Origin of the sequence: Methylobacterium pseudosasicola (assembly GCF_900114535.1) — a bacterium.
Classification (GTDB): Bacteria; Pseudomonadota; Alphaproteobacteria; order Rhizobiales; family Beijerinckiaceae; genus Methylobacterium; species Methylobacterium pseudosasicola.
Window position 1 is genome coordinate 85,308 of record NZ_FOTK01000008.1, and the last position, 20,434, is coordinate 105,741.

Below are 20,434 nucleotides of genomic sequence, written 5' to 3' on the forward strand. Positions count from 1 at the left end.
TCAGTTTCTCAGGAAGCCGTGCAGCCGGATCCAGGCCAGGAACAGGCCGGGCCAGGCAGCGGCAGGCGTTCCGGGGGCGCCGAGCCCGAAGCCGTGGCCGCCGCGCTCGAACAGGTGCAGCTCCGCCGGCACCCGCGCCTTGCGGAGCGCCGAGAACATCAGCAGCGGGTGGTCGGCCACCGCCACCGGATCGTCGATCGCCTGGACCAGGAAGGTCGGGGGCGTCTCGGGCCCGACTTGGAGGTCGACCGAGTAGGTCTTCATCTCGAACGGCGTAACCTCGTCGCCCACCAGGATCCGGCGCGTTGCGGTCCGGTCGAACGGCTTGCGCATGGTGATGACCGGGTAGATCAGCCCGGCGAGCACCGGCCGCACCGGCTGCGCGTCGGCCTCGTCCACCGCGGCGTAGAGGTTGTTGGCGGTGCCGACCGCGGTCTCGCCCATCAGGTGCCCGCCCGCCGAAAATCCGAGCACGCCGACCCGGGCCGGGTCGATGCCGTATTCCGCGCCCCGCGCCCGGACCAGCCGCAGCGCCCGCTGGGCATCCTGCCGCGGTGCGTCGGGGCCCGCGCCCCAGCCCTCCGCGGGCAGGCGGTACACGAGGAGAAAAACCGTGATGCCGGCTGCGTTCAGGACGCGCCCGACCGGCACCCCCTCATTGCCGAGCGCGATGAACTGGTACCCGCCCCCGGCCGCCACGATGATCGCCGCGCCGTTGGGATTGGACGGCCGCATCGCCAGCAGGCAGGGTTTTGCCACGCGGGTGACATCGCCGGAGGCACCCTCGACATAGCGAAAACCCTCCGCGTCGGGCCCGTTCCCGCCGCCCGGTGGCTCGCCGGGCCACAGGTCGATCACCTGAAGGTCGGCCCCGGGCAGCGAGCGCGGCAGGGCGCGGATCGCCTCGTGCGGCGCCGGCTCCGGCGGTTTGTCTTGGGATTTGGCTGGGCGCAGGCCGAGAAGGGTGCTCAAGCCGGCGAGCAGCAGGCGGCGGTCGAGATGCATGAACCGGTCCCGGGCGCCGCTCAGGATCGGACCGGCACGGCGCGGAAAATGGGTTCGGGCATGGCGCTCTCCTGAGACATCCCTCGCCCAACGCCGTACCGCACGGTGCCGGTTCCAGGGGCCTCAGCTGCGCCGGGCGATCACGGAGACGTAAAACCCGTCGGTGCCGGTCCGCAGGGGGGTCATCTGCAGGCCGTGCTCCGTCCGGCGCACGGCCGAAGCGAGGCTCGGCGGACCCGCCGCCAGCACGGTCTCGGCCGGCACGGCATCGAAGCGCCCGCGCCAGCGCGACAGCAGCCCGGCCACGGCGGCGTCGTTCTCCGCGGGCAGCAGCGAGCAGGTGATGTAGACGATCCGCCCGCCGGGCCGGACCAGCTTGGCCGCCCGGTCGAGCACCTGGCTCTGCTCGGCGACGCGGAGCGCCAGGCTGCCGGGGCGCAGGCGCCACTTGGCGTCCGGGTTGCGCCGCCAAGTTCCCGAGCCGGTACAGGGCGCATCGACCAGAACCCGGTCGATCGTGCCGTCGAGGTCTTCCAACACGTCGGCTCGGGCCTTGCCGCTGCGCGGGGTGCGCACCTCGGCCGTCGCGCCCGACCGGCGCAGGCGCTCATGGATCGGTGCGAGCCGGCGCGGATCGCCGTCGGTGGCGATCAGGCGGGCGCCGTTGCCGGTCTGAGACGCCAGCGCCAAGGTCTTGCCGCCGCCGCCGGCGCAGAGGTCGACGATGGTCTCGCCGGCTTGCGGATTCACCAGCAAGGCGGCGAGCTGCGAGCCCTCATCCTGGATCTCGTACCAGCCGTCCAGAAACTCGGCCTCGACATGGAGCGCCGGGCCGCGGCCATCGGCGCCGATCGGGATCCGGACACCCATGGGGGCATGCGGAGTCGGCACGGCGCCGTGGGCGGCGAGCGCGGGCATTAGGTCGTCGCGGCTGCCGCGCAGGGCGTTGACGCGGATGTCGAGGGGCGCGCGCCGGGCCAGTGCTTTCAACTCGGGAACGAGATCGTCGCCGAGGGCCGCTTGCAGCTCCGACAGCACGAAGGCCGGGGCATCGCCCGCCACCTCGGGGGGCGCCTCCTCCAGCGTGCCGGATTCGAGGCGGGCGCGCTCGTCGTCGCTCAGCGGCGCCGGGGCGAAGCGCTCGCCGGAGAACAGGGAGCTCACCGAAGCGGCGGCGAGCCCCTGCTGCAGCCGCAGGGAGCCGATCAGCACGGCCCGGGGCGCGTCCGAGCCCATGATCCAGGCAGCCGACGCCCGGCGGCGCAGGGCGTCGTAGACCAAGCTGGCGATCCCGGCCCGATCACCCGAGCCGGCGAAGCGGTGCGCGAGGCCCCAATCCTTGAGCGCGTCGGCGGCCGGGCGGCGGCGCTCCGCGATATCGGTCAGGACTTCGATGGCGGCGGAGCAGCGGGCGGCGGGGGTCAGGGTCCGGATCCTTTTGAACGGGTCGAGGCCGACGCGAAACGGCCACGCTTGCCCCACGATGCCGCCACGGTACGGCCGAGCTTCCAGCACGATCCCGGTTCAGACCGGATCGTGGGCGGTCCCGCGACAGGGGCTCGCCCGTGTCGTATGGCATCCTCCCGCCGCGGACCAGTGCGTTCCGCCCCGGGGGCATGGCCGGGAGTGCCTCAGCTCATGTCTTCCGTCGTTCGCATCGCTCTTTCCGGCACCCTGGCCGGGCTCGTCGCCGCCACCCTCGCCGCCTGCGCGAGCGCCCCGGCCGCTGCCCCCGATCTCACCCCGACGCCGCGCCGGCCGGTGGATGCCAAGACGCAGCTCGAATACGGCAACCCGCCCCCGCCGCCGCCTGGCCGGTACTGAGGCTTGACTGCGGGGTGCGGCTCAAGCCGCCTCGCGCGCCCGCCGGGCCTCGTAGGCTTTGAGACCGGCATAGACCTGCTCCAGCGCCGGGAAGGGCGCCTCCGGGGCGAGCCGGAGCCCTCGGGCGATCAGGTCGCCGATGATGTGGTCGGACTCGATCCGGCCGCCGTTCTCGATATCGCGCAGCATCGAGGCGGTGAAGGTCGAGCCCTGGGCCGTGAGCTGCGCCCGCGCCCGCTCGGCGACCACGCCGCGCGGCGCGAACCCGCTCGCCGCCGCGACCGCGGTGCATTCGGTGTGGAGCGCACCGATTAAGGCCGCGCCGCCGGGCGCCGCCACAATATCGCCGATGGCGGCGCGCATCAGGGTTGTCGACCCGGCGAGCGTCGCCAGAAACACCCACTTCTCCCACATCTCCAGCAGGATCACGTCGCTGAGCCGCGCCTGGAACTTCAGGCCGCGCATCAGGTCGTCGATCGCTGCGATCCGGGCCGAGCGCGATCCGTCCCGCTCGCCGTAGGTGATGCTGCACAGCTCGCTCATGTGCCGGATCGCCCCGTCCGGCGCGAGGGTCGCCGCGATGGCGCAGCAGCCGCCGAGTACCCGCTCCGCGCCGAACTTGGCGTCCAGCGCGTCGAGATGGGACAGGCCGTTCAGCACCGGCAGGATCGCGGTCTGCGACCCCACCGCGGGCGCCAAGTCGGCGATGGCGCTGTCGAGATCGTAGGCCTTGCACGATAGCAGCACGAGATCGAACGTCCCGGCCTGCGCCAGCGTGTCAGCCGTGACAGTGGGCGGGGCGGCCAGATGCAGGTCGCCCAGCGGCGAGCGCAGCACCAGCCCGTTCGCCGCCAGCTTCTCGGCCCGGGCCGGCCGGACCAAGAATGTCACGTCGGCCCCTGATTCCGCGAGTCGAGCCCCGTAATAGCCGCCGGTCGCCCCGGCTCCGACGATCAGCGTGCGCATTGGGTGTCTCCGGGGCGAGGCGTCGGCCGCATCGATTTATTGAGGCCATACCATCGAAAGTCGCCGCAAGGATCGAGAAGGCGGCGATGGTTCGTTGCGTGCCAATCGAAGGCAGTCCCCCGTGCGGATCGGCGGCGTATGACGGAGCAGAACGAAGCGCGGGTCCCCTCTCCCGTGCGGGAGAGGGACAGGGTGAGGGGTGCGACCTCTCCGGAAAAACCTATCCCCTCACCCCAACCCTCTCCCGAACGGGAGAGGGGGCGTGTCGGGACGGCGGAAGGGGTTCGCCTCAGGTCCGCGACGGGTAGTTCGGGCTCTCACGCGTGATGGTCACATCATGCACGTGGCTCTCGCGCAGGCCGGCATTGGTGATGCGGATGAACTGCGCGCGCTCTTGGAAGTCCGGGATGGTCGCGCCGCCGACATAGCCCATGGCCGCGCGCAGGCCGCCGGCGAGCTGGTGCAGGACGTTGCCCACCGGGCCCTTGTAGGGGACCTGACCCTCGATGCCCTCGGGCACGAGCTTGTGGGTGTCGTTGACCTCGGCCTGGAAGTACCGGTCGGCCGAGCCGCGGGCCATGGCGCCCACCGAGCCCATGCCGCGGTACGACTTGTACGAGCGGCCCTGGTACAGGAACACTTCGCCGGGGGCCTCGTCGGTGCCGGCCAAGAGCGAGCCCAGCATCGCCACCGAGGCGCCGGCCGCGATCGCCTTGGCGAGGTCGCCGGAATACTTGATGCCGCCATCGGCGATGACCGGGATGTCGGCTTCGCCGGCGGCCTCGACGGCCTCCAGCAGAGCGGTGAGCTGAGGCACGCCGACGCCCGCCACGATCCGGGTCGTACAGATCGAGCCCGGGCCGATGCCGACCTTGATGGCGTCCGCGCCGGCATCGATCAGCGCCTTCGTGCCCTCGCGGGTGGCGACGTTGCCGGCGATCACCTGGACGGCGTTGGAGAGCTGCTTCACCCGGGCGACGGCGTCGAGCACCTTGATCGAGTGACCGTGGGCGGTGTCGACCACGATCACGTCGCAGCCGGCATCGATCAGGCGCTCGGCCCGCTCGAAGCCGCTGTCGCCCGTGGTGGTGGCGGCGGCGACCCGGAGGCGGCCTTGCTCGTCCTTGACGGCGAACGGGTAGGTGACGCGCTTCTCGATATCCTTGACGGTGATCAGGCCGATGCAGCGGTAATGGTCGTCGACCACCAGCAGCTTCTCGATCCGGAACTGGTGCAGCAGGCGCTTGGCCTCGTCCTGGGTCACGCCCTCGCGGACCGTGATCAGCCGGTCCCGGGTCATGAGCTCGGCGACGGGCTGGGCGGAGTTGGTGGCGAAGCGCACGTCGCGGTTGGTCAGGATGCCGACCAGCTTGCCCCGGGAGCCATTGGGACCGCGCTCCACCACCGGAATGCCGGAGATCCGGTTGCGCTTCATCACCTCGAAGGCGTCGGCCAGGGTCTCGTCCGGGTGGATGGTGATCGGGTTCATCACCATGCCGGACTCGTACTTCTTCACGAGGCGGACCTGCTCGGCCTGCTCCGGCGGCTCGAGGTTGCGGTGGATGACGCCCATGCCGCCGTTGGCCGCCATGGCGATCGCCATCGGCGCCTCGGTGACGGTGTCCATCGCGGAGGCGAGGATCGGCAGGTTCAGGGGGATCGTGCGGGTGAGCCGCGTCGCGACGTTGACCTCGGTCGGCATCACCGAGGAGGCGGCGGGCCGCAGGAGCACGTCGTCGAAGGTCAGGCCCTCGATGATCGATGCGGAGTCTACTCGGGCCATGTGCCAACTTTCCTCGGACGGCCGCGCTGTGAGGGGGTGCGCAGCGGGATCGGGTTGGCAAGTGCCAGTATCATGGGGTCCGCGGCTGCGCCAATGCACCGTCGCCGCGCCGCAGCGGGAAATCGTGCATGGCTCCCCCGCTTTTTCGGACCGGGACGGGCTGCGGGGTCAGCGCGCTCCCGGTGCGGGGCCCTTGTCGGTGTATTCCGGCGGCAGGCCGATATAGTCGCCCAGGATGCCGTCGATGCCCGGCGCCCGGCCGAAGGCCTCGCAATCGGGATCGAGCGGCGCCTCGCCGAGCACGGTGACGCGGACGCGGTCCCAGGTCGGCAGGGTGTTGGGCGCGGTGAACGGGTCGTCGCCGGTGGCCAGCATGAAGCCGAAATCCTGGCCGAACTCGCCGGCCAGATCGTAGGCGTCGCTGGCGCGCGAGAAGCGCGGCTGGCTGGTGAACGAGTTGGAGGCCCCGCCCCAGACCATCGCGGCCCGCTGCTCGCGGCGCCGGTCCAGCGCCTCGGCCTCCACCGTGAGGCTGCCGAGCCCGATCGGGATCCGCGGGATCGGGATGCGGCCGATGCCCTCGACGGCGCTGAGGCCGACCTGCGAGGCGACGGTCACGCCGGCCGAGCCCGCGATGGTGGCACCCGCGCCGAGGAGGTCGGTGGGCTCGACCCGCGTCACCTGCGCCCGCACGGTCAGGTCGGCGTCGCGGCCGGTCACGACGTCGTAGCGCAGAGACAGGTCGTAGCAGAGCGCCCGGTCGGCGGCGTTGGCGACGAGGCGGCGTTCCGCCTGGGTCAGCGGCCCGGCGCCCTCGACATCGGCGTGGAACGCCGTCGGGATGATCCGCACGGTGCGGGCCTTGGCCAGAGCCGGCCGGTCCACGTAGAGCCGCGAGGCCGAGGCCACCGCCTCGCTCGCCTTCAGGCGGTCGTAGCGCGTCAGCGAACCGCGATCGTTCAGCAGCACCGTGCCGCAGGCCGCAACCGTCGACAGGAGTGCGACGGCGGCAGCGATCCGCGACAGGGAACGGCGCTTGCTCGGAGAGGGCTGCATCGAGGGTCTCGCGGCCGGCACCGTGCCGGGATCGACGGCCGGAAGACCGCTCGCGCCAAACGTAGCCATTGGACCACCCGCACAAAAGGTGGTGTTCGGTCACGATGCAACCCCTGTTGCGTTGCGGATACAGGCGCGAAACACGACCGTGCGAGATCGCGGCCCCGCCGTGCAACCGTCCCGGCGCGCTACGCGTCTGCTGTCCGATGCCTTCCCCCGCCGCAAAACCGCTCTGGATCGTCCCCCTGACGGTCGCCACCGCCCTGTTCATGGAGAACACCGATTCCACGGTGATCGCCACGGCGCTGCCCAGCATCGCATCGAGCCTCGGCGAGGATCCGATCGCCCTGAAGCTGGCGCTGACCTCCTATCTCGTCAGCCTGGCGATCTTCATCCCGGTCAGCGGCTGGATGGCCGACCGCTACGGCTCGCGCACGGTGTTCCGGGCGGCGCTGGTCGTGTTCATGATCGGGTCGCTCGCCTGCGCGGCTGCCAACGGCCTGGCGTGGTTCGTGGCCGCGCGGTTCCTCCAGGGCATGGGCGGCGCCATGATGGTGCCGGTGGGCCGGCTCGTCGTGCTGCGCAGCGTGCCGAAGTCGCAGCTGGTGACGGCTCTAGCCTATCTGACCTTCCCGGCGCTGGTCGGCCCGGTGCTGGGGCCGCCGCTCGGCGGGCTGATCACCACCTGGTTCGACTGGCGCTGGATCTTCTTCATCAACCTGCCGATCGGCTGCGCCGGGATCGTACTAGCGAGCCTCTACTTCGAGGATATCCGCGAGCCGGAGCGGCCGCCCCTCGACATCGCCGGTTTCTTCCTGCTCGGCACGGGCCTCGCCGCCCTGATGCTGGGACTCGCCTCGATGGGGCGCCACCTCCTGCCGGCCTCGGTGTCCTGGGGATGCCTGGCGGCGGGCACGGTCCTGCTGCCGATCTACTTCGCCCATGCGCGGCGGATCGCCCATCCGATCGTGCGGCTCGACCTGATGAACCGCCCGACCTTCCGGGTCGCGATCCTCGGCGGCAGCCTGTTCCGGGTGGGAACCGGGGCGATCCCGTTCCTGCTGCCGCTGATGCTGCAGGTCGGGTTCGGGCTCGATGCCCTGCATTCCGGGCTCATCACCTTCGCGGCGGCGGCTGGGGCGATGTTCGTGAAGGCTTTGGCGCCCAAGATCCTGCGCCGCCTGGGCTTCCGGTCCCTGATGGTCTGGAACGCCGTCCTGGCCTCAGCCTTCCTGGCGGTGAACGGGCTCTATACGGCGGAGACGCCGCACTGGATCATGATCGCGTTGCTGTTCATCGGCGGCTGCTCGCGCTCGGTGCAGTTTACCTGCGTCAACGCCATCGCGTATGCCGATCTCGAATCCCGGGAGATGAGCGCGGCCACGAGCTTAGCCAGCGTCTGCCAGCAGCTGTCGCTGAGCCTCGGCGTCACCCTGGGCGCGCTGGCGCTCGAGGGCACGGCCGGGCTCCACGGCCGGACCCGGATCGAGGCCGGGGATTTCGGGCCGGCCTTCGTCGCGGTCGCCGTGCTGTCGGCGCTTTCGGTCCTCGCCTTCCGCAAGCTGACGCCCGATGCCGGCGCCGAGATTTCCGGTCGCCGGATGGTCGCCGCGACCCCGCCGGCCCTGAAGCCGCGGGCGAGCTGAGCCGGTCAAGCCGCGGCGCGGGCCGGGGCGCGGCCGCCCGATTTCTTGCCGGTGCCACCGCGCGCCGCCGCGCTTTTGGCCGGTGCCTTGGCCGGCGCGCGTTGCGGAGCCGGACGCTCGGCCGCCAGGCCGGCGCGCCAGCCCTGCCAGCTCCAGGCGCCGGGACCCGTGAGCGCATAGATCAAAAACCCGCCCGCCAGGCCGAGATCGGCGAGCATCAGCGTCCGCTCGGCGACCGCCGCCGGACCGACATATTGCCAGAAGGCGTGCAACATCACCGCCGTCACCGCCGCGAACACGGCGAGCGCCAGCCCGGTCAGCCGCGGTAGCACGCCGAGGATCAGGGCCAGCGGGCCGAAAACCTGCACCACCACGGCGGCGGTGGCGACGCCGTTCGGGAATGGCATGCCGCTGCCGGCGAGCGTCAGCGCGAAGCCCGAGACGTTGAGTGCCCGGGCGATCCCGGTGGGCAGCAGCGCCGCGGCCAGGAGCAGGCGCGCGGCGAGAAGTGTTCCGTCCTGGGCGCGGGCGATCATGGTCGGGTCCGGTCGGCTGTAAGGGCTGGCCGGAGGGTGACGGATTCTCTTGAAGGCGGGGTTAAATCCCCTGGTTCAAGGGCGCATCGTCTTTGCCCGAAAGCCGGCTTCTGCCGTTCGGGACGATGCTCAGCCCGCGACCCCGCCCCGGAACAGCCGGCCGCGCTCGGTCCAGAGCACCACTAACAGCGCCAAGCCCCCGAGGGTCGCGTAGCCGATGCCCACCGGCAGCACGGTCCCGTCGAAGGCCTGGCCGATCACGTAGCCGGAGAACGCCCCCAGGATCGTCGTGTAGAAGCCGACGAACGACGAGGCCGTGCCGGCGATGGCGCCGAGCGGCTCTAGCGCCAGGGCGTTGAAGTTCGGCAGGGCAAAACTCATCAGGAACTGGTTCGCCGCCAGGATTGACAGGAACGCCGCCAACGGCGGATGGCCGTGATAGGCGAGTCCGACGCCGATCTGGGCCAGGGCCACCAGCGTAAAGGCGATGATGCCGGCATGCGAGAGCGCCCGCATCCCCAGCAGCCGCACGATCCGTGCGTTGATCAGCGTGGCCGCCCCCATGGCGCCGGCCACAAGCCCGAAGGCCAGGGGGAAGAGCGGCCCGAGATGGTAGAGCCCGGTGTCGAACACCTGCTGGGCCGAGCCGACATAGCCCATGATGCAGCCGGTGAGCAGGCCGAGCGCCGTCGCGTAGCCGATGGAGACCCGGGTCGTGACCGTGGTGCGGACCGCGTCCCAGGTCGCCCCGAGCGAGAGCGGGCGGCGGTACTCCGGATGCAGGGTTTCCGGCATCCGCAGCGAGAACCAGGCGGTCAGCCAGAAAGCCAGCGCCAGCATCGAGACGAACACGTAGACCCAGGAGCCCAGCGCCAGCATCAGGCCGCCGATCGCCGGGGCGATCATCGGGACGATTAGGAAGACCATCATGGTGAGTGACATCACGCTCGCCATCTCGCGGCCGGCGAAGCGGTCGCGCACGATCGCCACCGAGAGCACGCGCCCGCCGGCGGCGCCGATGCCCTGGATGACCCGGGCCGCCAGCAGCCAGCCGAAGCTCGGCGCCACCATGGCGAGCCCGCAGCCCACGACGTAGATCGCCAGGCTGGTGAGCAGCACCGGCCGCCGCCCGAACGTGTCCGAGATCGGTCCGTAGGCGAGCTGGGCCACGCCGAACCCGGCCATGAACACGTAGACGAGAAGCTGCAGCCGGTTCGGATCGGGCACCGAGAACCGCGTCTCGATCGCCGGGAAGGCCGGCAGCAGGTTGTCGATGGAGATCGCGGTGACCGCCATCATCAGCGCGATGATGGCGACGAATTCGGTGAAGCCCGGCCCCGACCGCGTCTGCGGGACACGAACCTGCTGGACCGGCGGGTTGGGCCGGATCGCGATTGTCACAATGGGAACTCGTGCTGCGAAGGGTTGGCCCGACCGAGGCGCCCCCTTCGCGGCACGCTTATGACGGCCCCGCCCGCGGGGCGCAGTTCAGGCCGGCAGCGGGCGCAGGGCCGGCTCCCGGGGGCTGCGCCCGACGAAGCCCGCCATCAGGGCCGCGACCAAGCAGAGCAGGCCGGCCGAGACGAAGGCGCCGAGATAGCTGCCGGTATCGGTGCGGACCATGCCGGCGAGCCAAGCGGCGGAGGCGGCGCCGATCTGGTGGGCGGCGGCGATCCAGCCGAACATCAGCGCGGCATTCTCCTCGCCGAAGGACTTTCCGGCGAGCTGCACGGTGGGCGGCACGGTGGCGATCCAGTCGAGCCCGTAGAACACCGCAAACAGGGACAGGCCGTAGAAGCTCAGATCGAACGAGTAGGGCAGGAAGATCAGGGAGAGGCCGCGCAGGCCGTAATACCAGGCGAGCAGCTTCCGGGAATCGAACCGGTCGGTGAGCCACCCCGAGGCGGTGGTGCCGATCAGGTCGCAGATGCCCATCACCGCCAGCAGGCCCGCCGCCGTCACCTCGGCGATGCCGTGGTCGATGCAAGCCGGGATCAGGTGCGTGCCGATCAATCCGTTGGTCGAGGCGCCGCAGATGAAGAACGTGCCGGCGAGCAGCCAGAAATCCTTCGACTTCAGGCCGATCCGCAGGCCGCGCAGGGCCCGGAGCGCGGGGTTCTCGGTGTGCACCGGGTTCGGGGTGACGACGGTCTCGCCGTAGCGGGGCAGGCCGAGATCCGCCGGGCGGTCGCGCAGGAACAGGGCCGCCACCGGGATCAGCACCAGGGTCACGGCCGCCACCAGTAGGGAGACCGAGCGCCAGCCCTGCCCGACCGCGAGCGAGGCCAGCACCGGCAGGAAGATCAGCTGCCCCGTGGCGCTGCTCGCCGTGAGCATCCCGATCACCAGCCCCCGGCGCTTGCCGAACCAGCGCCCGGCCACGGTGGCGCCGAGCACGTTGGCGACCATGCCGGAGCCGGAGCCGACCACGAGGCCCCAGAGCAGGACCATCTGCCAGGGCGCCGTCATCAGGCTGGTGGCGGCCGTGCCGATCGCCAGGACGAGCAGGGCGGTACAGACCGAGCGCCGGAGCCCGAAACGCTCGATGATCGCCACCGCGAACGGCCCGATCATCCCGTACAGGAAGATGTTGAGGGCGATGCCGACCCCGATCGTCGCCGCGGTCCAGCCGAATTCCCGCTCCCAGGGCACGATCAGCACGCTCGGCGTGGCGCGCACGCCGGCCCCGATCAGCAGCACCAGGAAGGTCACCCCGGCGACGATCCAGGCATAGTGCAGGCGCGGCACGGGGGGCGCAGGAAGCGTCTCGACGGGGGCGACCATGTTCAAGCTCCGAAGATGAGACGACCAGTTTAGGAGGCGGCGATGAGGGCATCCGCCAGGGCGGCGACGGCTTTAGAATCGACCTGCGCGTTGATCCGGGCCTGGGCCGCCTGCCAGTACGGCGTCGCCGCCGCGACGGCCTCGCGGCCCAGATCCGTCAGGGACACGATACGCGCGCGCGCATCCTGGCCCGGCTCGATCTTCACGAGGCCGCGCCGCTCCAGCGGGTCGAGGTTGCGGGCCATCGTGGTCCGCTCCAGAACCGCCTCGACGGCCAGCCGGGTCAGCGGCGTCGGACCCAGCTGCTCCAGGCGGCGCAGGATTGAGAATTGCGTCACCCGCAGGCCCACCGGACGCAGGGCCGTGTCATAGGACGCGGTCAGCGCGCGGGTGGCCCTGCGCAGCGCGACGCAGGTGCAAGGCTCGGTCAGAGAATCGGTATTCACGATACGTGTATATGCACCTATTTCGACGGGCACAAGCTGGGCCTGACGGTTCGCGCGGTTCGACATGCGCGGACAGGGAAATCCGCCGCGCTGTCATCGACATGGCGGATCACCCTGCTATCGCTGCGCGGGCAAACTCCCGGTTCGTGAGAGGCACGATGACACTCGAAACCGCTACGGCGTTGTCATCCTCGGAACAGAAATCGGCCCGGACCGGACTCATCGAGGCCGCCGCCGAGATCGTCGCCGAACAGGGCGGCCCCGGCGGCTTCGTCCGCGACCTGTTCGGGCGCGTCACCCCGGAAGATTTGGCCCCCTACCCGGCCGGCGCGGTGGCCGATCTCGCGGTTCGCGCCCGCGCCCTCCTGGCCGAGCCGCGCAAGCCGGGCGATCCGGCCCGGGTGCGCCTGAGCGACGCCGAACTGGTGCGGGACGGACGGCCCCGCGAGATCACGGTGGTCGAGGTCGTCAACGACAACCGGCCGTTCCTGCTGGATTCGACCCTGGCCGAGCTCACCGAGGAGGGCCTGACTCCGGATCTCGTCGCCCACCCGATCCTCGGAGTCGAGCGCGACGCGTCGGGCGCGCTGGTGCGGGTGGTTGGCGAGACCACCGCCGATGCCCATGGCAGCCTGGCGCGCGAGAGCTTCATCCACCTCCATCTCGGCCGGCTCGACGGCGAGGCCCGCAAGCGGCTCGTGGAAGCCCTGTCCCAGGTCTACCGGGACGTGGCTCTGGCGAGCGACGACCACGATGCCATGCTGGCGCGGATCGCCGATCTGTCCGACAGCCTCGGCCGCGCCCCCTCCCCGCTGCCGGAGGCCGAGATTGGCGAGGCGCGCGCCTTCCTGGACTGGCTCAGTGACGGCCAGTTCCTCGTGCTGGGCATGCGCCAGCACGGCATCGAGGGCGACGGGCATCCGCTGATCGAAGGGTCGAGCCTCGGGGTGCTGCGCGATCCCGGCGCCACGCCCCTGCGCCGGGGCCGGACGCCGGTGGACTACACCCCCGAAATCCTGGCCTTCCTGGAGGAGCCGCAGGCGCTGATCATCACCAAGGCCAGCGCGAAGTCCCGGGTCCACCGGGTCTCCTATCTCGACTATATCGGCGTGAAGCTGTTCTCGGCCACCGGCAAGCTCTCGGGCGAGGTGCGGATCGTCGGCCTGTTCACGGCCGCGGCCTATACCAGCCCGGCGCGCGAGGTGCCGGTCCTGCGCCGCAAGGTCGAGGCGGTGGCCGAGCGGGCGGGCCTCGACCCGACCAGCCATGCCGGTCGCAGCCTGCTGGCGGTGCTGGAGACCTACCCGCGGGACGAGCTGTTCCAGATCGATATCGACCGGCTGTACCGGTTCACCCTGGCGATCGCGAACCTCGCCGACCGGCCGCGGATCCGGGTGCTGTCGCGCCCGGACCGGTTCGGCCGCTTCGTCTCGCTGCTGGTCTACGTGCCCAAGGACCGGTTCGATTCCACCGTGAGCGCCCGCATCGCGGCGTATCTGGCCGAGGCCTATGGCGGCCGGCCGAGCGCGGCCTATTCGGAGCTCCCGGAAGGCCCGCTGGCCCGGACCCACTACATCATCGGCCTGCCCGACGAGGGCGCGCCGGAGCAGGACCCCGCCGCCCTGGAGGCCGGCATCGCGGCGCTCGTTCGCACCTGGGGCGACGCCTTGAGTACGGCTCTGGCGGAGGCGCATGACGGCGGCCAAGCCCGCCAGCTCGCCGCCCGCTATGCCGACGCGTTCTCGGCCGCCTATCGCGACAATTTCCAGGCGGATGTGGCCGTCGCCGACATCGCCATCCTGGAGGGGTTGAGCGAGGCGCAGCCCCGCGCTGTGCATCTCGGGCGCCGGACCGGCGATTCCGACGCTCAGGTCCGGCTGAAGGTCTTTTCCCGCGGCACCGCGATCGCCCTGTCCGACCGGGTGCCGGTTCTGGAGAATCTGGGATTCCGCGTCATCGACGAGCGGACCTACCGGGTCAGGCCGGCGGGGCTCGACGACTCCGCCCGGATCTGGCTGCACGACATGCGGATCGAGCGCGCCAGCGGCGCGGCGATCGATCTGGACTTGCTGGAGCGGCCCCTCGAAGAGGCCATGCTGGCTCTGGCCGACGGCTCGGCGGAGTCCGACGGCTACAACCGGCTTGTGCTTGAAGCCGCCCTCCCCTGGCGGGAGGCGGCCCTGCTCCGGGCGCTCGGTCGATACCTACGCCAGCTGCGCATCCGCTACGGCCAGGATTACATGGCCGGCACCCTGAGCCGCCATCCCGGGATCGCCCGGGCGATCGTCAGCCTGTTCCGCACCCGGTTCGACCCGCAGGCCGAGGGCGACCGGGCCGCCCAGGAAGCCGAGACCCGCGCCCTGATCGAAGAGGCGCTTTCCGACGTCACTAGCCTGGACGACGACCGGATCCTGCGCCGGTTCGTCAACCTGGTCGAGGCGGCGGTGCGGACGAACTTCTTCCAGACCGCCGCGGATGGCGGCCCCCGGGAGACGATCAGCTTCAAATTCGCCTGCGCCAAGGTCACGGCGATGCCGTTGCCGCGGCCGTTCTTCGAGATCTTCGTCTATTCGCCCCGGGTCGAGGGCGTGCATCTGCGCTTCGGCTACGTCGCACGCGGCGGCCTGCGCTGGTCCGACAGGCCGGAGGATTTCCGCACCGAGATCCTGGGCTTGGTGAAGGCCCAGCAGGTGAAGAACGCGGTCATCGTGCCGGTGGGCGCCAAGGGCGGCTTCTTCCCCAAGCGCCTGCCTCCGCCCTCGGACCGGGCGGCGTGGATGCAGGAGGGCACCGAGAGCTACCGGATCTTCATCCGCACGCTCCTGGAGCTCACCGACAACATCGTCGACCAGGCGATCGTCCCGCCGCCGGACACGGTGCGGCACGATCCCGACGACGCCTATCTCGTGGTGGCGGCCGACAAGGGCACCGCGACCTTCTCGGATATCGCCAACGCCCTCTCCCTGGAGAAGGGCCACTGGCTCGGGGACGCGTTCGCGTCCGGCGGCAGCCAGGGTTACGACCACAAGGGCATGGGCATCACCGCCCGGGGCGCCTGGGAGGCGGTGCGCCGCCATTTCCGCGAGATCGATGTCGACGTGCAGACCGACCCGATCACCGTGGTCGGCGTCGGCGACATGTCGGGCGACGTGTTCGGCAACGGCATGCTGCTCTCGGAAAGCCTCCGGCTGGTCGCGGCCTTCGACCACCGCGACATCTTCCTCGACCCGAATCCCGACGCGGCCAAAAGCTTCGCCGAGCGCAAGCGCCTGTTCGACCTGGGCCGCTCTTCCTGGGCGGATTACGACCGCGCGCTGATCTCCGAGGGCGGCGGGGTGTTCTCGCGCAGCCTCAAGACCATTCCGCTGTCGGAACCGGTCCGGGCGGCCCTCGGCTTCGATCGGAACGAGGCGACGCCCACCGAACTGATGCAGGCGATCCTGAAGGCGCCGGCCGACCTGCTCTGGTTCGGCGGCATCGGCACCTATATCCGCGCCACCACCGAGACCGACGAAGATGCCGGCGACCGGGCCAACGATTCCGTCCGCATCACCGCGCCGGAGCTGCGGGTGAAGGCCATCGGCGAGGGCGCCAATCTCGGCCTGACTCAGCGCGGGCGCATCGAGGCGGCCCGCTCGGGCGTCCGGCTCAACACCGACGCGATCGACAATTCCGCAGGCGTGAACACCTCCGACGTCGAGGTGAACATCAAGATCGCCCTGATGGTCCCGGAGCGGGACGGGCGGCTCGACTACGCGGCGCGCAACCAGCTTCTCGCCGCCATGACCGACGAAGTCGGGCGGCTGGTCCTGCGCAACAACGAATTGCAGACGCTCGCCCTGTCGCTGGCCCAGCGCGGCGGCCTGGGCGAGACCGGGTTCGCCATGCGGACCATGCAGGCGCTGGAGGCCGAGGGGCGCCTCGACCGGGCGGTGGAATACCTGCCGGACGATGCGGCGATCAGCGAGCGCATGCGTCGCGGCGAGGGGCTGACCCGCCCGGAATACGCGGTGCTGCTCGCCTACGCGAAGCTGTCGCTCTACGACGCGATCCTGGCGAGCGCGGTCCCGAACGACCCGTATTTTGACCGGGAATTGCAGCGTTACTTCCCCAAAGCCCTGCGCGAGCAGTTCCCCGACGCCGTGAAGGGCCACCGGCTGCGCCGGGAGATCATCTCCACGGCGCTGGCCAACATCATCGTCAACCGCGGCGGCCCGTCCCTGGTCACGCGCCTCGTCGACGGGACCGGGGCGGATGCCGCGACCATCGCCAAGGCTTACGCCATCACCCGGGACGCCTTCGGGCTGATGGAGCTGAACCTCGCCATCGACGGGCTGGGACGCGGTCTCTCCGGGCAGGACCAGCTCGGCCTCTACGCCGAGGTGCAGGGCCTGCTCACCAACCGGATCGTCTGGTTCATCCGCAACCTCGACCTCACCGGCGGCCTCGCGCCGCTGGTGGCGCGCTATCGCGACGGCGTCGCGGCCGTGGAGGCGGCCTTGCCGAAGGTGCTCGACGCCGCGGCGCTCGCCGCCATCGGCGACCGGGCGGCGGAGCTGAAAGGCCACGGCATGGCCCCGGAACAGGCAAGGCGCCTCGCCTCGCTCAACGCCCTGATCTCCGCGCCGGACATCGTGCGCGTGGCCGAGGCCAGCGGCCGGCCGGTGGAAGAGGTGGCGGCGACGCACTTCGCCCTGGAACACGCCTTCCGTCTGGACGAGCTCGCCGCGGCGGCCCGGACCGTGCCGGTCGCCGACACGTTCGACCGGGTCGCTCTGGAACGCGCGGTGGCCGGCATCGCCGCCGCCCACCGCAAGCTCACCGCCGAGGTGGTCGCCGATCTCGGCGCCGGGCCGGAGGCCGTTGAGGCCTGGGCCAAGGCCAGGGGCGCGCCACTGGTCCGCATCCGCGACGCGGTGGACGCGATTAGCGCGTCCGGCCTCACGGTGTCCAAGGCGACCGTGGCGGCGAGCTTGCTCGGTGACTTGGTGCGGGCGGACTGACGGTTCGTCAGACGCCAGGCGCCGGGCGTCGCTCCGAGACGTTCACATTGGCCGGATGTGGCGCGGGGTCCCTCTCCCGTTCGGGAGAAGGACAGGGTGAGGGATGCGACGTCTCCGGAAAAACCTGGTACCTAACCCCAACCCTCTCCCGCACGGGAGAGGGGGTCGTCCCGGCCTGCACACGAGTCGTTGCCTCGGCATTGAGGCCGACGAAACCCACCGGTACGAGGGCTCCGAAGCCCGTGACCGGCTTTCGGGACTATTTGCTACGCCCTCGGCGCCGAGGCGGAAAAAATCCGGCTGCCGGTCCGGCTGACGGCGGTGACCGTCAGGCCGAGGCCCAGAATCGAGACAGCGGCGGCGATCAGTGGGAGCTGGCCGTAGCCGGCGCCCAGGGTCAGGGCTGCGCTGCCGAGCCAGGCGCCCGTGGCGTTGCCGAGGTTGAACGCGCCCTGGTTCAGCGTCGAGGCGAGGTTCGGGGCGTCGCTGGCGGCCTCGACCACCCAGATCTGGAGCGGCGAGACCAGCGCGAAGGCGAGGCCCGACCACAGGACCAGAATGGCGACGGTCGGGATTGCGTGGTGTGCGACCCCGGCCAGGACCAGCAGCACCGCGACGATGCCGATGAAGCCGCCGATGATCGTCGCCATCAGGCCCCGGTCGGCGAAGTGGCCGCCGGCGAGGTTGCCCACCGTCAGGCCGATCCCGGCTGCGAACAGCACGCCGGTCACGCCCTGCGGCGTGAACCCGGTGACGCTGGTGAGGAACGGCGTGATGTAGGTGAACACCGTGAAGAAGCTCACCGACGATAGGGTGGAGATCAGCATCGGCCGCAGCACCGGCCAGCGGCCGAGAGCCCGGAACTCTTTTACCAGGCCGCCTCGTGTGCCGGGCAGGCCCGAGGGCACGAAGGTCTGGATCGCCAAGCCGGCGGCGATGCCGATCGCCACCACCGCCCAGAATGTCGAGCGCCATCCGGCGACTTGGCCGAGGGCGGTGCCCAGCGGGACGCCGAGCACGTTGGCGAGCGTCAGCCCGGCGAACATCAGCGAGACCGCCTGGGTCCGCTTCTCGCGCGGCACGAGATCTCGCGCGACCACGGCACCGATCCCGAAGAACGCGCCATGTGCGAAGGCGGTGACGATCCGGGCCGCCATCAGCAGGCCGTAGCTCGGCGCCAACGCACAGCCGATGTTGCCGATCAGAAAGACCGCCATCAGGGCGAGCAAGGCGGTCTTGCGGGGCAGCCGCGCGGTGGCGATGGCCACGATCGGCGCGCCGATGACCACGCCCATGGCGTAGCCCGACACAAGGTAGCCCGCCTGCGGGATGGTAACGCCGAAGCTCTGTGCCACCTCAGGTAGCAGGCCCATGATGACGAATTCGGTGGTCCCGATTCCGAACGAAGCGACGGCGAGGGCGAGGATCGGCAGGGGCGGCACGGCGGCCTCCTTCAAGCGGATGACGGGCGCCGCTTTGTGCGACGCAGCATCGCTCAAGGATGGGGCCTGATCGGTTTTTGCATAGCGATGCAAACGCGACGCACCGTTGCGCCACATGCAAGAAGCCGGATCGCGGACGGAAGGGCGACGATCAGGACCGCGTGCTGCCGCGCTCGGTCAGGCGTGGCGGGATCAGTTCCCGCTCGCCGGCACCGGCATCCTCGGCGGCCATGCGGTCGATCATCGCCAAGGCTGCCTCGACCAGCGCCGGAACATCCTGATCGAAGCTGGTCAGGTCGTAGCCGCCCCATGACGCGGCGGGGGTATCGTCGTAGCCGATCACCCGAACATCGTCGGGAATACGCCGTCCCGCGCGCCGCAAGGCGTCGATCGTGCCGAGCGCGCAGAGATCGTTGGCGCAGAAGATTCCGTCGACGGCCCCTTCGGTGCAAAGCTGCGTCGCCGCCTCGGCACCGCCGTCATAGGTGTAGGCGGATCCGGCGACGCGCGGCTCCGGCAGCCCGGCTGCGCGCAGGCCATCGCGAAAACCCGTCAGGCGCTCGGTGCTGGCGGGGCTGTCGGCGGGGCCGGCCACGAAGGCGGGATGGCGTATGCCTCGGGCGTGCAGGAGGGCGGCGGCCTGCCAGCCCCCGAGCGCGTTGTCGGAGCCCACCGAGCCGACCCGCGCGGCCGTCACCGGGGTGTTGAACGAGACCACCGGGATCCGGGAGGCCGAGAGCGTCTCCGCGGCGTCTCGCGAGAGCACCGCCAGGGCGCTGACGATCGCGTCGACCCGGTACTGGGCGAGGCGGGCCGCGACGGCGTCGAGGGTATAATCGCTGTCGACCGGCACCAGCAGGACTTGGTTGCCGGCCTCCCGCAGGCGCGCGGCGAGGATCTGGACGACGCGGGCGTAGAACGCGTTCTCCAGGCCCCCGACCACAAGGGCTACGAGGCCGGACCGGTCGGTCAGCATGATCTTAGGGATCAGGCTCGGGCGGAAGCCGAGGCTGTCCGCCGCCGCCAAGACCTTGTCGCGCGTGCGCGCCGAGACGCTGGCGCCCGGCGTGAACGTCCGGGACACCGCCGATTGCGAGACCCCGGCGAGGCGGGCGACCTCGATCGATGTCGGGTAGCGCTTCGAGACCATGATCGGCGTGCGTTGCGGTGGTTGACGCTCGTCGGCCGAGCCGTCCCCCGCCGTGTCACGCCCGAGGTCGGTCCCTGTCAAACGCGACCGACGAAACCGGCACCCGAGCCTACTCGACCGGCGCCTTCTTGCGTCCCCGGGTCTTCGGGGCCGCCGTCGCTGGCGCTTCCTCGGCGGCGGGCGCTGCCGCCGCCGCACCGCGGGACTTGCGGCGCTGCTGGCCGAGGCCGAGGGCGCGGGCCAGTTCCGACCGCTGGGCCGAATAGCTCGCCGCCGTCATCGGGTAGTCCCTCGGCAGGCCCCATTTCTCGCGATAGGCCTCCGGACTCAGCCCGCGCAGCGTCAGGTGCCGACGCAGAGTCTTGTACGGCTTACCGTCTTCGAAACTCACAAGATGATCGTGCGTGATCGATTTCCGGATTTGCGCCGGACTCATCTTTTCCACGACGGTCGTCGATGACGTTCCTGAAGCCGAAAGGCTGTTCAGGGCCGCATGAATGCCGCCAATCAGACTCGGAAGTTCCGAGGGCGGCACGGAATTGTTCGACACATAGGCCGCGATGATATCGACCGCTAGCTCAATGTGTTCGACCTGCTCAGCTTCAGCGCTATCGCTCACGTTGAACCTCTGTCGTAGCAACTATCCGGCTCGGTGAATCCCCAGCGGATCGTATCGAATTCTGGCATACGCTACCGGATCTCCGAGAAGATCTCAATCGCTACTTTTGCGAGACGACGAAATTTAAGAGCGACTGTAACGGCGCGGGAAGTGCCGCGCAGGTTCGGCGTTGAC

Annotated in this window: 15 protein-coding genes; 3 read left to right on the plus strand and 12 right to left on the minus strand. The window is 70.6% G+C overall.

Going from position 1 to position 20,434, the window contains the following annotated elements:
* Together BM228_RS10455 and BM228_RS10460 are read right to left on the minus strand one after the other, a co-directional pair.
* Entirely contained in the window at window positions 1–1,005 is a 1,005-nt protein-coding gene (locus tag BM228_RS10455; RefSeq protein WP_092039680.1) for an alpha/beta hydrolase, read from the minus strand.
* Between the two features lie 123 nt (window positions 1,006–1,128).
* Window positions 1,129–2,487: an RsmB/NOP family class I SAM-dependent RNA methyltransferase gene (locus BM228_RS10460; protein WP_244537100.1), complete on the minus strand. Its 1,359-nt coding sequence runs from the start codon at window positions 2,485–2,487 to the stop codon at window positions 1,129–1,131.
* Window positions 2,488–2,643: 156 nt separating this feature from the next.
* Between BM228_RS10460 and BM228_RS10465 the strand changes: the two genes are divergently transcribed.
* Entirely contained in the window at window positions 2,644–2,829 is a 186-nt protein-coding gene (locus tag BM228_RS10465; protein WP_092039682.1) for a hypothetical protein, read from the plus strand.
* Window positions 2,830–2,850: 21 nt separating this feature from the next.
* Here the strand turns inward: BM228_RS10465 and panE are convergent, their stop codons facing one another.
* The 3 genes from panE to BM228_RS10485 all read right to left on the minus strand — a co-directional run bounded on the left by panE (window position 2,851) and on the right by BM228_RS10485 (window position 6,634).
* Complete coding sequence (gene panE, locus BM228_RS10470; RefSeq protein WP_092039684.1) at window positions 2,851–3,795, minus strand: 2-dehydropantoate 2-reductase; 945 nt, start codon at window positions 3,793–3,795, stop codon at window positions 2,851–2,853.
* Window positions 3,796–4,084: 289 nt separating this feature from the next.
* Window positions 4,085–5,578 (minus strand): IMP dehydrogenase, encoded by a 1,494-nt coding sequence (gene guaB / locus BM228_RS10480; protein WP_092039688.1) that lies wholly within the window; start codon window positions 5,576–5,578, stop codon window positions 4,085–4,087.
* Between the two features lie 168 nt (window positions 5,579–5,746).
* Entirely contained in the window at window positions 5,747–6,634 is an 888-nt protein-coding gene (locus tag BM228_RS10485) for a DUF3313 domain-containing protein (protein ID WP_092039690.1), read from the minus strand.
* A gap of 206 nt (window positions 6,635–6,840) precedes the next feature.
* On the opposite strand from BM228_RS10485, the gene BM228_RS10490 reads away from it, so the two are divergent.
* Window positions 6,841–8,280 carry an MFS transporter gene (locus BM228_RS10490; RefSeq protein WP_092039692.1) on the plus strand — a complete coding sequence of 480 codons (1,440 nt, stop codon included), beginning with the start codon at window positions 6,841–6,843 and terminating at the stop codon, window positions 8,278–8,280.
* A gap of 5 nt (window positions 8,281–8,285) precedes the next feature.
* Here the strand turns inward: BM228_RS10490 and BM228_RS10495 are convergent, their stop codons facing one another.
* From BM228_RS10495 to BM228_RS10510, 4 genes are all read right to left on the minus strand, one after another.
* Window positions 8,286–8,816, minus strand: coding sequence for a DoxX family protein (locus BM228_RS10495; protein ID WP_092039694.1), 531 nt, complete (start codon window positions 8,814–8,816; stop codon window positions 8,286–8,288).
* 129 nt (window positions 8,817–8,945) lie between these two features.
* Window positions 8,946–10,217, minus strand: coding sequence for a multidrug effflux MFS transporter (locus BM228_RS10500; RefSeq protein WP_208612013.1), 1,272 nt, complete (start codon window positions 10,215–10,217; stop codon window positions 8,946–8,948).
* Between the two features lie 87 nt (window positions 10,218–10,304).
* Window positions 10,305–11,600 (minus strand): MFS transporter, encoded by a 1,296-nt coding sequence (locus tag BM228_RS10505; protein WP_092039695.1) that lies wholly within the window; start codon window positions 11,598–11,600, stop codon window positions 10,305–10,307.
* 29 nt (window positions 11,601–11,629) lie between these two features.
* Window positions 11,630–12,046, minus strand: a complete 417-nt coding sequence (locus BM228_RS10510) for a MarR family winged helix-turn-helix transcriptional regulator (protein ID WP_092039697.1) — start codon at window positions 12,044–12,046, stop codon at window positions 11,630–11,632.
* A 158-nt stretch (window positions 12,047–12,204) separates the two neighbouring features.
* Here BM228_RS10510 and BM228_RS10515 point away from each other — a divergent pair, with 158 nt between their 5' ends.
* Window positions 12,205–17,049, plus strand: coding sequence for an NAD-glutamate dehydrogenase (locus BM228_RS10515; protein WP_092039699.1), 4,845 nt, complete (start codon window positions 12,205–12,207; stop codon window positions 17,047–17,049).
* 266 nt (window positions 17,050–17,315) lie between these two features.
* Here BM228_RS10515 and BM228_RS10520 read toward each other — a convergent pair whose 3' ends face one another.
* The 3 genes from BM228_RS10520 to BM228_RS10530 all read right to left on the minus strand — a co-directional run bounded on the left by BM228_RS10520 (window position 17,316) and on the right by BM228_RS10530 (window position 20,260).
* The gene (locus BM228_RS10520) at window positions 17,316–18,491 is read right to left on the minus strand and encodes an MFS transporter (RefSeq protein ID WP_092039934.1); all 1,176 of its coding nucleotides are present in this window, start codon (window positions 18,489–18,491) and stop codon (window positions 17,316–17,318) included.
* A gap of 151 nt (window positions 18,492–18,642) precedes the next feature.
* The gene (locus BM228_RS10525) at window positions 18,643–19,722 is read right to left on the minus strand and encodes a LacI family DNA-binding transcriptional regulator (protein ID WP_208612014.1); all 1,080 of its coding nucleotides are present in this window, start codon (window positions 19,720–19,722) and stop codon (window positions 18,643–18,645) included.
* Between the two features lie 28 nt (window positions 19,723–19,750).
* Window positions 19,751–20,260: a Ros/MucR family transcriptional regulator gene (locus BM228_RS10530; RefSeq protein WP_092039702.1), complete on the minus strand. Its 510-nt coding sequence runs from the start codon at window positions 20,258–20,260 to the stop codon at window positions 19,751–19,753.
* Window positions 20,261–20,434: the final 174 nt, after the last annotated feature.

Coding starts and splice junctions, on each gene's coding strand:
- panE (WP_092039684.1), bottom strand. CDS start 3,795: ATGCGCACGCTGATCGTCGGAGCCGGGGCGACCGGCGGCTATTACGGG.
- BM228_RS10485 (WP_092039690.1), bottom strand. CDS start 6,634: ATGCAGCCCTCTCCGAGCAAGCGCCGTTCCCTGTCGCGGATCGCTGCC.
- BM228_RS10490 (WP_092039692.1), top strand. CDS start 6,841: ATGCCTTCCCCCGCCGCAAAACCGCTCTGGATCGTCCCCCTGACGGTC.
- BM228_RS10495 (WP_092039694.1), bottom strand. CDS start 8,816: ATGATCGCCCGCGCCCAGGACGGAACACTTCTCGCCGCGCGCCTGCTC.
- BM228_RS10465 (WP_092039682.1), top strand. CDS start 2,644: ATGTCTTCCGTCGTTCGCATCGCTCTTTCCGGCACCCTGGCCGGGCTC.
- BM228_RS10455 (WP_092039680.1), bottom strand. CDS start 1,005: ATGCATCTCGACCGCCGCCTGCTGCTCGCCGGCTTGAGCACCCTTCTC.
- guaB (WP_092039688.1), bottom strand. CDS start 5,578: ATGGCCCGAGTAGACTCCGCATCGATCATCGAGGGCCTGACCTTCGAC.
- BM228_RS10515 (WP_092039699.1), top strand. CDS start 12,205: ATGACACTCGAAACCGCTACGGCGTTGTCATCCTCGGAACAGAAATCG.
- BM228_RS10505 (WP_092039695.1), bottom strand. CDS start 11,600: ATGGTCGCCCCCGTCGAGACGCTTCCTGCGCCCCCCGTGCCGCGCCTG.